At 57.0% G+C, this 17,104-nt stretch carries 8 protein-coding genes; 7 read left to right on the forward strand and 1 reads right to left on the reverse strand.

Going from position 1 to position 17,104, the window contains the following annotated elements:
- Positions 1 to 158: 158 nt before the first annotated feature.
- From H5P30_RS09210 to H5P30_RS09240, 7 genes are all read left to right on the forward strand, one after another.
- A complete protein-coding gene (locus H5P30_RS09210; RefSeq protein ID WP_185692656.1) occupies positions 159 to 1,250 on the forward strand; it encodes a hypothetical protein in 1,092 nt (363 codons plus the stop codon).
- Between the two features lie 112 nt (positions 1,251 to 1,362).
- A complete protein-coding gene (locus tag H5P30_RS09215; RefSeq protein WP_185692657.1) occupies positions 1,363 to 3,375 on the forward strand; it encodes a thioredoxin domain-containing protein in 2,013 nt (670 codons plus the stop codon).
- 357 nt (positions 3,376 to 3,732) lie between these two features.
- Positions 3,733 to 5,391 carry a 30S ribosomal protein S1 gene (gene rpsA / locus H5P30_RS09220; RefSeq protein WP_185692658.1) on the forward strand — a complete coding sequence of 553 codons (1,659 nt, stop codon included), beginning with the start codon at positions 3,733 to 3,735 and terminating at the stop codon, positions 5,389 to 5,391.
- A 144-nt stretch (positions 5,392 to 5,535) separates the two neighbouring features.
- Complete coding sequence (locus H5P30_RS09225) at positions 5,536 to 6,054, forward strand: hypothetical protein (RefSeq protein WP_185692659.1); 519 nt, start codon at positions 5,536 to 5,538, stop codon at positions 6,052 to 6,054.
- Positions 6,055 to 6,269: 215 nt separating this feature from the next.
- Positions 6,270 to 12,791, forward strand: coding sequence for an SdrD B-like domain-containing protein (locus H5P30_RS09230; RefSeq protein ID WP_185692660.1), 6,522 nt, complete (start codon positions 6,270 to 6,272; stop codon positions 12,789 to 12,791).
- Between the two features lie 385 nt (positions 12,792 to 13,176).
- Entirely contained in the window at positions 13,177 to 14,805 is a 1,629-nt protein-coding gene (locus H5P30_RS09235; protein WP_185692661.1) for an FAD-dependent oxidoreductase, read from the forward strand.
- A 158-nt stretch (positions 14,806 to 14,963) separates the two neighbouring features.
- A complete protein-coding gene (locus H5P30_RS09240; RefSeq protein WP_185692662.1) occupies positions 14,964 to 15,701 on the forward strand; it encodes a phosphatase PAP2 family protein in 738 nt (245 codons plus the stop codon).
- An 81-nt stretch (positions 15,702 to 15,782) separates the two neighbouring features.
- On the opposite strand, the gene H5P30_RS09245 is transcribed toward H5P30_RS09240, so the two are convergent.
- Positions 15,783 to 17,048: an MFS transporter gene (locus H5P30_RS09245; RefSeq protein WP_185692663.1), complete on the reverse strand. Its 1,266-nt coding sequence runs from the start codon at positions 17,046 to 17,048 to the stop codon at positions 15,783 to 15,785.
- Positions 17,049 to 17,104 lie beyond the last annotated feature (56 nt).

Consider the following 17,104-nt stretch of genomic DNA (forward strand, 5'->3'; position numbering starts at 1 on the left):
TCCGGAAATAGATTGCCGTAGCGCCTTCGTTAAAGCCACCGGTAGGTTCTTCGCGTATACTCGCGGGAGACGCACTGACCTAGGGTCATTCAGTCCTGTGGCTTTATTTCTTGGCTTCCCTTTATCTGGGGCGATTGTTTTACTCCGCCTGAAAACCCATGAAAATTACTAAAACCAGAATTACTCTCGCTCTATCCTCCTCACTGATGCTCCTCTTGGGAGCAGGTTGCTCGCCTTCGGGAGGCGTTGACGGGGATGGATCCGAACAGGTTCTCCGAGCATTTCCCGAGTCGGCGGATGTTGCGATGTATTTTGACCAAGGAGCGATCTCCCAATCTTCCTTTTCGGAGGCCGTTCAGGACATGAAGGAAAACTTTCCGGATTCTCCTCAAGCAGAACAAGCTGAAGAGTTTTCGGAGGAATTTTCCGAGATCACCGGTCTCGAAGACGATGACGTCACCGATTTCGCTCTGGCGATCTCCGGACTGGAAAACGTTCAGACCGATCCTAGCCTCTTGAAACTCAGTGGGGCGATTTATGCGACGAAGCCGGTCACCACGGACCAAGTGGTCGCCGCGGCCGAGCTGATCGCGGAGAAAAACGGAGAAACCCTCGAGCTCACCATTTCAGTGGGTGAGGGTGCGGACTTCATTGAATTCCCGAAGGATCCCAGTTCACCCGAAATGTATGCAGCAGTGGTCACGGGAGAGTCTTCGACTCTCGTATTTTTCGGTGACCGGGCTAGCGTCGAAGCCTCTCTGGCTCGCAAATCCGGATCCGTTCCCGAATCGCTCAAGGCTCCGAGCCAAGGGCTGGTTGAAGGCCAGCAGGGCTGGATCTCAATCATTATTCCGGAATCCTTCCGCGCTCAGATCGCCGGAATGTCCGCACAAGGTGAGCAAATGATTCGCGGTCTTTCGAAGATTAACAGCCTCCAGAGTGTCGGCGTCGGAATGAAAGCTGGCGAATCACTCGACATCGCTCTGGGCCTCAATCTTGGTTCTGAAGAGGACGCGGCTGCGATCCAGGCCATCATTAACAACCAGGTGATTTCCTTCGCGAAGATGATGCTGGGTGCCGGAACTCCCGAGCCACTTCCTTTGTTGGACTCTCTCGCCGCCTCGCACGCGGGTGATCGGGCCGTTCTTTCCATCAATGTTACCTTGAAGGATATTCAGCTCCTCCAAGAGCAACTGGTGAACATGATTCCGACGGGGAACACCGGAGTGACCCCTTCGGCGGTTCAGTAAGGCTCTAGGAGCGCAGCAAATTTGCGAAGGCCCGGGTCCCGATGGATCCGGGCCTTCTTTTTGTCTGGGAAAGACGGTTGCATCCTTCGCGGAATCCGTCGAAGGGTGATGCATGAGCAATCAACTTGCGAACGAGTCCAGCCTTTACCTCCGCCAGCACGCCGAGAATCCGGTCGATTGGATGCCTTGGGGCGAGGAGGCCTTTGCCCGGGCGAAGGCCGAGGATAAGCCGGTCCTCGTTTCGATCGGGTATTCGTCCTGCCACTGGTGCCACGTGATGGCGCACGAGTCCTTTGAGAGCGATTATATTGCTCGGCTCATGAATAAGCACTTCGTCTGCATCAAGGTCGACCGCGAGGAGCGTCCGGATGTGGACCGTGTGTATATGGAAGCGGTTCAGATGATCAACCAGCACGGTGGTTGGCCGCTCAATGCCTTTTGCCTTCCGGATGGGCGACCCTTTTACGGCGGAACCTATTTCCCCCCGGAAGATCGTGGGCAGGGGTTGGTCCCGTGGCCCCAGTTGATCATGCGGGTGTCGGAGTATTTTCAATCCAAGCGGGAGGAGCTGGAGGAGAATGCCGGCAACATTGTGGCCAATCTCGAGCACCTCTCCGCCTCGGCACAGGAAGAAGGCAGTCAGTGGAGTCCGCGCGATCTTCTCGGCGCGGTGCGGCGGATTGTCGATACCAGGGATCCGGAGAATGGTGGATTTGGGGGCGCTCCCAAGTTCCCGCCCACAATGGTGTTGCAGTTTCTTCTCGCGATGCGGCAAACGCGTGCCTGCGGGAATGAATTTCCGAAGTTAGCAGACAAGGTCGACGATGCCGTGACGCTGACCCTCGAGAAGATTGCCCGCGGAGGGTTGTTCGATCAGGTGGGCGGAGGATTTTGCCGCTACTGCGTGGATGCCAGTTGGACGATTCCGCATTTCGAGAAGATGCTCTATGACAACGCTCTTCTTATTGAAACCTTCGCCATCGCTTGGTCCCGCTATCGGGTTCCCTTGATGGTGAAAGTGGTCGAGGAGACCGTGGATTGGCTCGAGCGGGAAATGAAACTCCCCTCGGGGCTCTATGCCGCTTCGGTCGATGCGGATTCGCCGGAAGGCGAGGGCAAGTTCTATTGCTGGACGCCGAAGCAGTTGAAGGAGATTCTCGGCGAAGAGACGGGCGAGCGCTTTGCCCAAGCCTATGCTGTCACGGAGGACGGTAACTTCGAGGGAGGCCTCAGCTATCCGCAATTCGAGGGGACGCTGGAGGACCGCGAGGCCTTGGCCGAGGCCCGGAAGATCCTTCGTGAGAAACGCAAGGAGCGCCCGGCTCCCGTGCGTGACGAAAAGGAACTGACCTTCTGGAATGCATTGACCGCCCGCGCCTTGATACAGGCGGGAGCCATTTTCGGACGCCAGTCCTGGATCGAGCGGGGAGGGGAGATCCTTGACCTCCTCTGGGAGCAGCGCTTCCGCGAGGGTCGACTTTATTCCCTTGCCGGCGAGGATTCTCCCGCTGGATTCCTTGACGATTGCGGTACCACGGCTCACGCCTTGCTGATCGCTTCGGGGCACGGAGAAGTATTCGGTTCGGAGAAAACTGCGGTCTATCTCGAGAGAGCGGAAACTCTGGCGCGCGGGATCCTGGAAAAATTCGCGAACCCGACCGGTTCGGCCTATTTCTTTACCGCGGCCGATGCCCAGAGCCCGATCCTGCGACAGGTCGAGTGGTATGACAACGCGACTCCCTCTGGGAATTCAACGCTGGCCCACCTCTTCGTCGGCCTCGCGGCAATTTCGGAAGATCCAGAGTTTCAAGAGGCGCGGGACCGACTACGGCCTTCCTATGCAAGTCTCATTGAGCGGGTGCCGAACGGAGTGGCTTTCGCCCTGACTGCCTGGTGTCAGGACGCCTCGGGAATCGTCAACATCAAGGCCCCCAACTCCGACGCCCTTCAGGAAATGGCTGAAAAGCTCGAAGACCGCTGCTGGCGTCCCCATGCCCTGACCGTGGACCCGGAGGTCCCCGCTGGAAAGTGGCGAATCTGTGTGGGAACGACCTGCCTCCCGGATTTTTCCACTTCCTCGGAAGCGGCGGAAACCGCGGCGATGGCGAGTATGCCGCGCGAGTAGCGGAATGATCGCATGGTGGAGCGCGGAATTCATTCCGTCCCGATGGATTGGCTGCGTGGGAGAGGCGCTTTCTCGGCTCGATTGCAAACGAGCGGAGAGGCAGGCGGGGCGGACTGAAGTCCGCGCTCCGATGAAACCTCAGGCATGCTGAATGATTCGACTGTTTTTGCCTCGTTTTGCCCTCGCGATTAAGGCTTGCCCGTTGTGCCAATTCTGGGCATTTTGATCCCCTTTCGCCGAATTCCGGGGGTGCCAGATAGGCTCTTCGGGAGGAAGCGGAATACGAACCAATAACCGATAACCATCAACCCAACAACCGGACTGCGGATTCAATCCGTGGGCCTACAAAAAAACCACATGAGTTCCTTAATGGAAGACCTTCTCTCCGAGAGCAGCATCGATAAGCTCGAGGAGGGTGAAATCATCAAAGGCCGGATCATGGAGATCCGCCCAACCGAAGTGATCGTCGATATCGGCGGCAAGTCGGAAGCGGCGATTCCCTCCGTTGAATTCGGCGACCTCGGCGAACTGGACGTCGGAGGCGAAATCGAAGTTTACCTCGACCGCCTCGAAGACCGCGATGGAAATCCGGTCGTGTCCTTCGACAAGGCTGAGCAAAAGAAGAACTGGGAGCATATTCTCGAAAACTGTGACGAAGGATCTGTCGTCCAGGGCCGAGTGAAGTCCAAGGTAAAGGGCGGCCTGATCATCAGCATCGGCGTCGATTCTTTCCTCCCAGCTTCTCAGATCGATATCCAACCGCCGAAGAACCTGGACCAATATGTTGGCCAGACTTACGACTTTAAGGTGATCAAGATTAACCCCGACCGGAAGAACATCGTTGTTTCCCGTCGTGAGCTGATCGAAGAGCAACGCGCTGAGAAGCGTCGCAAGCTCCTCGAAGAAGTGAAGCCCGGTGACGTTCGTCGCGGGGTGGTTAAGAACATCACCGATTACGGTGCCTTCGTGGACCTCGACGGTCTCGACGGCCTCCTCCACATTACCGACATGAGCTGGGGCCGTGTCTCTCACCCGAGCGAAATGCTCAAGGCTGGTGAAGAGATCGACATCCAGATCCTCGAGGTGGATCGCGAGCGCGAACGTGTCTCTCTCGGCACCAAGCAGCTGACTCCGAACCCTTGGGACATGATCGAGCAGAAGTACCCGGTCGGCGCAGTGGTCAAGGGCCGCGTGGTCAACCTGGTTGCCTATGGTGCCTTCGTCGAAATCGAAGAAGGTGTCGAAGGTCTCGTGCACGTCACCGAGCTGTCCTGGACGAAGCGGATCAACAAACCTTCCGAGGTTCTCCGCATTGGTCAGGAAGTCGACGCCGTGGTTCTGGGAATCCAGAAGGACGAGCAGAAGATCTCCCTCGGAACCCGTCAGCTCGACGAGAACCCATGGGATATGGTCCGCCACAACTACCCGGTCGGTGCACACGTCCGCGGCAAGGTGCGCAACCTCACCAACTACGGTGCCTTCATCGAACTCGAAGAGGGTATCGACGGTATGGTTCACGTTTCGGACATGAGCTGGACCCGCAAGGTCAACAACCCGACCGAAGTGGTCAAGAAGGGCGACGAAGTGGACGCCATCGTCCTCGACGTCGATACGGAAAACCGCCGTATCTCCCTCGGGATGAAGCAGCTCAGCAACGATCCGTGGGAAGCGATCGACCAGTACTTCAAGATGGGCGACGTGGTCAGCGGAACGGTGATCAAGCTCACCAACTACGGTGCCTTCGTTCAGCTCGAGCACGACATCGATGGCCTGGTTCACATCAGCCAGATCAGCGAAGATCGCATCGAGAACGTCAAGGACGCTGTCGAAGTGGGTCAGTCGGTCACCGCACGTGTGATCAAGATCGACCGCAACGACCGTCGTATCGGTCTCAGCATCAAGGCTGCCGAATACTCCGATGAGGAAGTGGCCGCCGAAGCTGCAGCTTACGATTCGCTCTCGAACGACGAAGATCTCGCCAGCCTCGGGGATATCCTCGACAAGGCCGGTCGCTAATCGTTCGCGAACCGCATTCCCTTTCAAGCCGGGCGGATTTCCGCCCGGCTTTTTTGTGCCTGGATGGTGGGGGGCGGAACGAAATCGCAAGCGAGTCATTCACGGCTTGAGAGTCGGGCTGGAAGAGATTCACTGGTATGCACGATGTCGAAGGATGGATCAGATTACACGCAGCCCTCACTGTTTCGTGAAGAAAAGCCAATCCCTTCCGCCGACGAGATCTCCAATCAGGAGATCGTCCAATTTTTACGCAAAAATGCGGCCCGCCGAAGCAGCGGTGAGGATCCGGAAGGGAAGAAGTCTCCCCGCGTCTACTGGCACTGGGGTACGGAGCAGTCTTTCTTCGAGAGGGTTCCCTTCCGTTTGGCTGCGAGCCCTCCGGTGGAGGCGAGGACCAGTGTTTTTGACTATGAGCGCCCCCAGCACGCGGGCCAAGCCTTGGTGGAGTGGACCCTCATCGGGGATGAACTCCCCTCGATCGGAGCTCGCTTCCGCGTCTTCGACTTGAAGGCCGCCAGGTGGATCGGTTCCGGTCGTATCGAAGAAGACCGCGAAACCGTCTTTGCCTTCATCGTCGCCGGATTGTGGGCCGACTTCTATCGCTTTGAAAAAGACTGCAGCGGCCTGGTCTTGGTCATTTTCGATAGTCTCCGTCAGGAATAAGGAAGCGCGTCGGGGAGAGGCATTTGGCTCTTTGGCTTTGGAGCAAGGAGTAAACCCTCTGGGGAAGGGGCGATTTTGCGCGTAAATGTAAAAAAGTCGTCATTAAAAATCGCCCCAAAGCCCCTTTTTCCCTTGTATAGAGGGAAAGGGGTTATAAGTTTTTACAAAAATTTTAATTAATACCGCTTCATTGGCGGAGCTCGCTACGCAATCTAATGTTTCAGAAACCAATTTCTTTTCTACTGCTTTCCGCAGTATCCCTGGCCCTAGGGCTTTCTCTCCGGGCGGATGTGGAGGTATTTAAGTCAATCAAGGGCGATTTGACGCAAGTGGAAGCGGGAGAACCCTTCACCTACCAGCTGCAGTATCGCGCCGCAAGCACCACGACCGACTTTTTCAATACCACGTTGACGGATGTTCTCCCCGAAGGCCTAGAGTTCATCTCCTTTGTGGGAACGGTTCATGTGGATAGCTACGATTTTGACGAATCGAGCCGTACGTTGACTGTGCAGTTCGTCGATCCGCTGCCGGCGGGAAGCACCGGTGAGCTTGAGCTCAAGACACGTTTCACTCCAGGAGAAACCCTCGACGGTGCGGTCGCAGTCAACAAGGCGACCATTGATGCGGACAATTCGCCCGCGGACACCTCAAGTCCGGTTTTGATCAAGGCAACGGCCAGTAACCAAGCCTCTCTCGAGAAAACTCTTTTGGGATCGAGTATTCCTCTTGATCAGGACGTCACCTACCGCGTCCGTCTGAACAATCAGGACACGACGGGGGGCCTCGACCTCTCTGGAGTGTCGATGGTCGATGAGCTTCCGGCAGGAGTCGTTTTCGTCGATGCTTCCGGCAGCGGCGTTTATTCAGCGATCGACAGCACTGTGACCTGGACTCTTGGGGATGTCGACGCGGGGAAGACGATCTCTCGCACGGTGACGGTTCGCTATCCGGCGACAGAATTTGCGGTCGACGATGATGTTGAGAACCGCGTTTCCGCCAGAGTTACCCCCTTGGGCGGCGCGGAGGAATCCTTGGAGGATTCGGTCATTCACACGATCGAGCTGCCCAAGAGTAACCTCTTCTTTTCGAAGTCGGTGAACAGCCGTTTCGTTTACGAAGGGAAGGATGCTTCCAAGACCTGGAACTTTAAACTCGAGAATAAGGGCAATGTTCCGGAAAATTCGGTAGTGGTGACGGATATGATCCCGGATCATATCGAGTTGGACAAAATCCGCGTGCCGCGCCTAAGCGGAACCCCCAGCGATTTACAGGATCAGGTCTCCGTGTTCTATCAGACGAACTTGAATGCTTCCTGGACCGGGTTCCCCGATAATCCTTATGATGGGGTTTCTTCGCAGTGGGTCGGCGTCGGAGAACTTGGTCTGGCTCCGAACGAATACGTTACCGGGGTCCGATGGGAGTTTGGGACGATCCCAGTTGGTTATTCGACCTCCGATTTTTCGATTCGGGGAACGGTGATGTCGACGAACCGTTCGGGAGTGCCTCTTGCAGTCGGTTTTGACGCCGTCAATTCTGCGACCGTCGAATACGAAGATTTCGAAGGACCCAAGAGCTCCTCGAGCGATGCGAGCATTCCGGTGAAGAGTGTTCGCCCGGTCGTAAAATTGACGAAGTCTTCCTCTCCATCGACAGTGAATGACGGAGGGTCGACTACCTATACCCTTGCGCTGGAGAACCGAACCGAAGCGGCCGAAGCCCTCCAGAGTCCGGTTATTGCCGATCTCCTCGACGACAAGTTGGTTTACGTCCCGGGAAGTTGGAGCGTCGTCGAAAAACCTGCCGGAGCCCCGGATCCGGTGTTTGAGGAAATTCCGAATTACAATGGGTCGGGTCGCACGCTCTTGCGTTGGTCCTGGACGGGTGCTGCCGACTACGACCTTCCCATCAACGAGAAAATCCGAATCGCCTTCGACGTTGAGATTCCGCGGGGGACGATCTTTGGAAATATTCAAAACCGTGTCACCCTCATCGACTGGGGGAATTCTGAAATCGATACATACAACGGCGTAGGTTCGACCCCCGATTCGGATGACCTCGACGGAGACGGAGATACTGCGGAGAAAATACTTTTCAGGGGCCAGAATACCAACGTGCGGGGTAGAGCTTCGATGGAATCCGTGAAGTGGGTGAAAGGCCAGCTGGACAACGGCTGGAGTAAGTATCCGAATTCCGGTTTCACGGTTCCAGGGGGGCAGGCGGACTATCGCCTCATCGTCGAAAACACAGGAAATGTTCCGATCCGGGATGCCGAGATTTTGGACATCCTCCCGGTTGTGGGCGATACGGGTGTCATCGATCTTAACGCCCGTGATACCCAGTGGATCGCCGCCTTGGCGGGTCCGGTGGTCGCGCCTCCGGGAGTGACGGTTTACTACAGCCGCACGGAAAACCCCGAACGTCCGAAATATGTAGACGGAGTGGTCGGACCCATCCCTGCCGAGTGGAGCGCCACGCCTCCCGCGACTTTAGTCGAAGCCCGTTCTCTCCTTTTTGTCTTCAATGGCGTAACCATCCAGCCAGGTGAGTCCTTCGAGTTAACTTGGCCGATGCGGGCTCCGGTAGGCACGCCGACCGATGGTCCGATTGCCTGGAATTCATTCGGTTACCTCGGCACCCGTGTCGACAACAACTCCCAGCTGCTCGCCTCCGAGCCGATCAAGGTGGGGATCTCGGTCGAGCCGGACAACAACGCTTCCTATGGGGATCGCGTTTGGCTCGATGTGAATCGCGACGGAATTCAGGACGCTGGAGAAATTGGGCTCAATGGCATTCGCGTTTCTCTCTATGAAGACAATGGCGTCGGCTTGATCGGGGATGGTGTCCGCGATCCATCCGTGGATCGCTTTGTTGGCTTTACCATCACTTCGGACGATTACGAGGGCAATCCCGGGTACTACCTCTTCCCGGATCTTGATCGAGGAAACTATTATGCGGTCTTCGACATTCCCGATGGATACGGGGTGAGCCCTTCTCACGAAGGAGGAGACGACGCTGTCGATTCCGACGTGGATGAAGCCACTGGATTTACACCCATCACGGATCTCGCGGCCGCGGAAGTGGATCGCACTTGGGATCTCGGCCTCTGGTTGCCTCCCTCGAGCGTGAGCATTGTCAAGGTCGCTGGGGACGCGGCTGACGGTGATGATCTCTGGGTTCTCCCCGGGACTCCCGTTACCTATTCCTATACGGTTACCAACACCGGAGAGATGCCGTTGGTTCGCCTTCGTGTAACCGACGACGTTCTCGGCCTCGTCGACATCATTGATGGACCATTGGAGCCGGGCGACAGCGTCACGGTGACAAAGACCTCTGGTGCTCTTTCCGACGGAGTCGTTAACATCGGGAAAGTGGTGGGGCATCCTGCCGACCCTTCCGGAAACGAAATCCCGGGAGCGCCTGCAGTTGAATCCGATGATCCGGCGACGGTTTCGGTTCTGGCTTCGATTGGCGATTACGTCTGGTATGACATAAACCTGAACGGCGTTCAGGATTCCGGCGAAAGTCCCGTCCCTGGCACCAAGGTCACTCTCTATGATGCGGCTGGGGATCCGATTGCGACGAAGACGACCAATGCGAATGGTCGCTACCTCTTCACGGGTCTTATGCCCGGGGATTACTCCCTCGGTTTTGATCCCCCGGCGGACTACGTGATCAGCGGGAAAGATCTCGGAGGCAACGACGCGAAGGATAGCGACGTCGACCAGGAGACCGGTCGCACGGTTGTCACGACGCTGGTGGCGAGCGAGCAGGATCGTAGCTGGGATGCCGGGCTTTGGAAGCCGTCTTCGCTCGGCGACTACGTCTGGATCGATCTTGATGCCGACGGAATTCAGGACGGTTCGGAATCCGGCATCGGAGGCATTACCGTCAATCTTCTCGACGGCTCGGGGAATCCGGTTCTCGTAGGCGGGAACCCCGTGACGACGACGACTGCCGGAGACGGATCTTATGAATTTGAGGGTCTGATTCCCGGAACCTACGGGGTCCAGTTTGTCCTCCCGACCGATTACATCTTCTCACCGCAGGATGCGGACGCCAACGGGATCAACGGAACCGATAACTCGGACGCCGACGAGACCACAGGCTTGACCGCAACTGTCGTTCTTGGAAACGGCGAACACAACCCTCGGCTCGATGCGGGATTGATTCCGGCTAACCCGGAGATCGCCCTCACCAAGAGCGTCACTCCGACGGAATACAGCGTTGACGGCGAAGTTCTTACCTACGCCTTCATTGTCGAGAATACCGGAAATGTTCCGCTGATTGACGTGACTGTCAGCGATCCTCTGCTCACGGTGAGTGGTGGTCCGATCAACCTTGCTGTCGGCGAAATCGATTCGACGACCTTCACTGGTTCCTACGCTGTGGGCCTCGGAGATCTGAATGCCGGAAGTCGCCCGAACACGGCTTCGGTTTCGGCAAAAGATCCACGGACGGATGAAGTGGTCACGGATACGAGCAGTGCGGTGGCAACTGCCCTCCAGCTCCCCTCGATCACGGTTACAAAGACCGGGACCTACGTTTCGACCGCAGGGGACTGCAATCCGCTTGGCTTGGCTGGCGAGTTCAATGCCTTGATCTTCGGAGATCTGAACGCATCTGGCGGAGATACGGACGGACGCTTGGCAGTCGGCGGAAACGGAACCTTTAGCGCCGGATACAGCGTAGGCTTTCCGATCAAAGGATACCCGATTCCCACCTACTATGGAGGAACCGAGGACATGTTCATTGTCGCTGGCAATCTTTCCGACGGAAACTTTGGGGTGAATGGCAACGTCGTTCACGGTGGCGTTCGCACCGGACCGGTTCGGGTGATGATCAACGGGAATCTGACTCGCCAAGTGGTTCCAGTGACTTTTGACGGAGACGGAAACGTCCCCGGCAACGGTGGCGGGATTTCCTTTGCAGACCTTCGGGATGAAATGGAAGTTCGCTCGGCACTTCTTGGTGCTTTCGAGGAGAGGGGAGTTGTTGATGTTTCCGAAACCACTGGAGGTTCGGGCGTGGTCGGTCTCTCGCTCGTCGGCGACGATCCCGAGTTGAACATTTTCCATATCCCCGCCGACCAGATCAGTCTCTCGTCCGCGGCGATCGATATTACCGTGCCGGATGGTTCGACCGTTCTCGTTAACGTCTATGGGGATGCGGTTTCGATCCACAATGTCGGCATGACTCTTCATGGCGCGGATGTTCGGGATGTTCTTTTCAACTTGGTGGATGCCACCTCGGTTTCCACCAGTGGCTTTGCTTGGCTGGGTTCAGTCCTCGCAACCTACGCAGATGGGGAATTTGTCGGGGGATCGATTGACGGGATCGCTATTTTCGGAGGAAACGTAATCACCTCTGGGGGATTCGAGTTTCACAACTTCCCCTTCAACGGCGGAATCTGCACGGAGATCGTCTACGAGTTCACGGTCGCCAATACCGGCAACGTGACCGTGACCGACATTCAGATCGACGATCCGGTTGTTGATGTCGAAGGCGGCCCCATCTCGCTTGATCCAGGTGAAAGCGATTCGACCACCTTCACCGCGCGCTATCGCCTGAAAGCGTCCGATGTGATCAACGGATCTTTCACCAATACGGCGACTGCCAGTGGGCTTCCTCCATTCGGTGCACGGGTTACGGCTTCGGATTCGGATACCCAGACCTTCACCATCCCGGGAATCGGTTCGGGAGGCACCGCAGGTAGCGGAGGCGCTCCATCGGCTGGTTCGGGAGGGACTCCGGGAACACCGACCGATACCGCTTCGAACGGCGAGAAGCCTGACCTTCAGGTGAACTCGGTGACTTTGACTCCGAAACCATCCGCCGTGGGTGATACCTTCACCGCAGTCGTGGAAGTGGAAAACCTTGGTCTTTGGAAGGCCGAAGGCGCTGTCCTGCGATTCTGGAGTAACGAATCCGGATGGGTCAGTGTGGGTGAGCCCGGTGAAGCGGAAGTTCACCTCGGCACCATGGAAGTCGACGAAGTGCGCACGGTGACTGTAGATGGATTCACCACTCCAAATGCTGCGGGTACCTATCACCTGCGCGCTTTCGTGGATGCGGAAGGTACTGTTGAGGAGCAGTCGGAAGGCAATAACCAGCTGACCGGAACCTACACCATCTTTGACGAAGCTTCGACCAATCCACCCGCGTGGATGAAGCCCGACTTTGTCGTTCAGTCCGTGGAGCTCGATCCGAGCCCAACGGTGACTTCGGCTGAGTTTGATGTGGTCGTTCGGATTTTGAATCAGGGCCATATTGCTGGCAACGCCGGGACAGTCGAGTTCTGGGCTTCGGCACCTTCCTATGGTGACCTATCGGCTTCGCCCGACGAGACCACCTCGGCCGGGTCGATCAATCCGGGCGAAGTCGTGGAGCTGACCTTCCCCGGACTCCGCGCGCCGGATGATCAGGGAACCTATCATGTCCGTGTCGTCGTTGACGCAGACGATCAAACGGACGAATACAGCACGGGCAATAATCAGGGTGGGGCGACCTACACTGTATTCCCACTCCGAGCCGAAATCGAAGTGCATCCCGAAGGAATGCAGATCTCCTGGAACAGTGCCGTAGGGTACACCTACTACGTCGAACGTTCGACTAGCCTGACCGGTGGGTTTACGGATATCTCTGGACCGATCAATGCCACTCCATCCGAGAATGTATTCGTCGATGATGAGGTGCCAGCAGGCGGGGTAGTCTTCTACCGCGTTTGGGGCGAACGCTGAGAAAGCTCTGAGGAGAAAGAGACTGGCGAGGGGCAGAGAGCTTTCTGCCTCTCGCCGCAGGAACGGGATCCGAGCGGAGGCACCTCCTTCCTTCTGGGGGCTTGTCTCGGCTGGAGGGTCGGGATTAACTGGTAAGGTAATTTTATCCATTACCTCTCACCCTTCTCCAGTTTCCCCTCTTTCTCATGAGTGATGTTCCTACCCCTTCTTCAGATTCTGCGGCCAGCCCTCTGAGCCGTCGCAATTTCCTCTCTTTCATTGGCAAGGCTACGGCGGGCGCCTCGCTATTGTTTTCCGGTTCAAGGCTCTCGGGGGCGGCGGCGAAAGGAGCGTCTGGAAATGGAATTCCAATCGCGGGGAAGTCGGCTTGGCCGAGCCTGGCCGAATGGAGTCAGCTGGAGAAAGAGGTGAATGGCCGCCTCATTCGCCCGCAGCTCGCTTGGGCCCCGGTGCGCCCCGCGAGGTTTTTGAGAAGCTGAAGAATCCTTTCTATCACGAAGAGAATCCCGGTGCGACTCAGTCGACCGGTTGGTTGGATGCCTGGGATTCAGTGGCGAGTCCCTATGCGGTGGCTGTGGAGGCTCCGGAGGACGTTGCTGCTGCCGTTCGATTTGCCAGAAAGAAGCGTGTCCGGCTAGTGGTGAAGGGCACGGGACACGACTATCTGGGGCGAAGCTGTGCGCCCGATTCCTTGCTGGTCTGGACTCATCGGATGCGGAAAGTGACGGTTCACGACGATTTTGTTCCTGAGGGTGCTCCGGAGGATGCAAAGCCTCTCCCAGCGATGACGGTCGAAGCGGGAGCTCGCTGGTTGGAGGCCTATACTGCGGCGACAGCGGCCGGTCGCTATGTACAGGGAGGTGGCTGCACGAGCGTTGGGGCTTGCGGTGGATTCACCTTCGGCAGCGGATACGGTAGTTTTTCCAAACGCTATGGCACGGGATCGGGCGGGATATTGGAGGTTGAGGTTGTCACCGCCGATGGCTCGATTGTTCGGGCCAATCCTTATCAGAATGAAGATCTCTTCTATGCGTTGCGGGGCGGAGGAGGCGGCACCTTTGGCATCGCAACAAAGGTGACACTGCTTACCCATCCGATCCCCAGCACGTTGGGAGTCGTGACGGGATCCATTCAAGCGAAGAGCGATTCTGCCTATCGGGAGTTGATCGAAGCCTTCTTGCGGCTGTATCCGAAGACTCTCGACAATCCTCATTGGGGCGAGAGTGTTCATTTTGGTTCGGATAACCAGTTCGGGTTCCGCTTAACCTTCCTCGATCTGTCCGAAGAGGAGGGAATGGCCGCCCTCGAGCCTTTTCTTAAGCCATTGAGGGATCGATCGGATGATTTTGACGTGAAGCCGGAGGTGCAGTTTCTTCCGTTTCGCGACCTTTGGAATCCGGACTATTGGGAACGGGCCAATCCAGACTTCATCATCCATGACCCGCGCCCGAAGGCGCCGCCGAGCCAGTTCTGGTGGGCCGGGAATCAAGGCGAGGTCTCGATGTTCTGGGACACCTACAAATCCCGGTGGATCCCCACTCAGCTTCTTCGCGAGGATCCTGCGGCGGCGGCCGATGCTTTCTTCGCGGCCTCTCGCCATGCCGGTTTTGTCTTCCAGTTGAACAAGGGGCTTTCCGGAGAGCATCCGGAGGCGGCAATGCGGGACCGGGAAACGGCGGTGCACCCTCAGGTCTTCGGGGCTGCTGCTCTGGTCATCATGGCGTCCGGTCAACAGTACCGCTATCCCGACGTGGTGGGAAAGGAGCCGGATGAGAAAAGAGCTCGCAAGGATGCGGATTCATTGAAGAGGGCGATGGGAGAGTTGGCCAAGGTGACTCCGGGAGCCGGTTCATATTCAACCGAGTCGGACTACTTCCTTGAGAATTGGCAGGAAGCTCAGTGGGGACCGAATTATCCGCGATTGCTGGAAATCAAGAAACAGGTGGATCCGGGAAATCTCTTTCGCGTCCACCATGGTGTCGGGAGTGAAGAATTGCCGATTCGCTTTGCCTGAGAGGCGCGTGCGGATTCTTAAGCCTTTGAGGAAAAGGGGGGAGCGACTATCCACCTCTACTAATCGTAGCTGACTCCCGCGGGAATTCTCCGATGCGCTGTGTATAATCGTGCGTTTTCCGATGGCCTTCGTCCTCCTTCTTCTCTTTTCCCTGTACGATGACTGCCGACTCTCAATCCTCTGATCGAACTGCCAGGCGCAGCTGGACCTATGGCTTTTTTGTCTGGGCGATTCTCCTCTGTGCGGGGATTTGGGGATTCACTGAGATCGCTGAATACGCGATGGGAGGTGATTCGCACGCGATTGATCGTAAGATTCTATTGTCGATGCGGTCTTCCGCAGATGCCTCGGATCCGGCGGGCCCCGAGTGGCTGGAAGAACTGGGGCGGGATTTCACTGCGCTCGGGGGGACGGGCGTGCTCACTTTGGTAACCTTCGCCGTCACCGGCTATCTCGTGCTCATTGGAAAAAAGAGGGTCGCGGGGTTTTTGATTCTCTCGGTGGTCTTGGGGCTGGTCATGAGTTCATTGCTCAAAGGCGGTTTTGATCGCCCCCGTCCGGATCTCGTTCCCCATGGTTCGCACACCTACACCTCCAGTTTCCCCAGCGGACATTCGATGATGGCGGCGGTTTGCTATCTCACGCTGGCGAGTTTGCTTTGTGCGGTCCATACAGAGAGACGGATCAAGATGTATCTCCTCTCGATCGCGTTTCTCCTCACGATCTTGATTGGGGTCAGCCGTGTCTATCTCGGGGTTCACTGGCCAACGGATGTCGTGGCGGGCTGGTTGGCGGGAGCGCTTTGGGCCTTTACGGCTTGGCGAATTGCCCGGTGGTTTCAAAGCCGTCGTCAGTTGGAGCCTCCCTCAAGTTCAGACGGACCTCCTTCCGAATAATTTTTTGCAGGTGGGCTAGACCAGGTGTCCCTGGTTTTCGATGAGGAAGCCGGGTGGACTGTCCTCATCCAGCAGGAACAATCAGGGCCGGGACTCAGCCGTATCTCCCTTTGTCTGATGCGAGAGAAGAGGTGGTTCATGTCGGGCTAAGACGATCATCCCGACTACTGCCGAACCGACGATGATGATGAGAGCGCCAATCGCGGCGTCAAAGCCTCCGAAAACGTCACTCAGCCATCCGGTGAGTAAGGGGGAGACAATCCCCGAAGCGGAGAAAAAGGTGACGAGGATCCCCGTTGCTGAGCCAGCCTGTCGTGGGAATAGATCTGAGCAGATGGAGTAGTAGGGGGCGTTGGGCATCATGGCGAAGCCAATGGCGAGGGAGAGGCAAATGAGGGCAGAGTTTGCTGAAGGGGCCAGGATCAGGGCCGCGAAAAACAGGACGGCAATGGTCTGGCAGATCCAGATCAGATGAACGCGGGACGCTCTGACGCTTCCGGTTCGCATCATGATCCGGTCCGATATCCATCCGGCAACGGGCATGAGGGTCAGGGCGAGGGCCCAGGGGAGGACGGAAAACCAGCCGACTTTGGTCACATCCATTTCGTAAGTCTGTCCCAGGTAGCCCGGTAGCCAAGTCACCCCGAAGAAGAGAACATAGCCAAAAGCGAAAAAGGACCAGCTGGTGGCCAGTAGCGTGGGATTCCGGAGGAGGTCCCGCCACCGGGGAGCCGGGGCGTCGGCGTCGGTCTTCTGATGAATGATTTCCCGCGGCGCATTTCGGTAAAACGCCAGCCAGCAAATTCCCAAAATGATTCCGGCAATGCCCAGCACGATGAAGGATGATCTCCACCCAATGGATTGAATTAGATTGGAGAGCAAAGGCCCACCGATCAGGAGGGCGAGTGGAACGCCGAGAAGGCAAAGAGAGATCTGACGGCTGAGTTTTTTAGGGTCCATCCAGTCGGCCATGGCCCGATCCATCGCGGGAAAGTTGACCCCTTCGCCCAACCCCATGAAATACCGAAGTCCGATAAAAATCAGGAGGGTGGGGGCAAATCCCTGAAAAATCATCGTGGCCGACCAAGCCAGCACCGCGACGGTCCAGACCAGGCGGACATTGGACTTGTCCAGAATCCAGCCCGAGACGCCGTTGATCGACAGAGTCCCCAGCGCAAACGCCGACATGAGAAAGCCGAACTCCGTGTTGTTGATCCCAAACTCCTTTTGAATCGGGGAGACGGAAAAGGAGATCACGACCCGATCGAGGTAGTTTAATAGCCCGAGGAGGAAGCAGAGCGTAATGACGGTGGCGCGCGACCTTGCGAGGGTGATGGAAGAATTCATTTGGATTCTGTGCCAAATGCAATGGCGTCCATGGGATCGGGGTGTTTTTTGCGTTC

This window comes from Puniceicoccus vermicola (assembly GCF_014230055.1).
Lineage (GTDB): Bacteria > Verrucomicrobiota > Verrucomicrobiia > Opitutales > Puniceicoccaceae > Puniceicoccus > Puniceicoccus vermicola.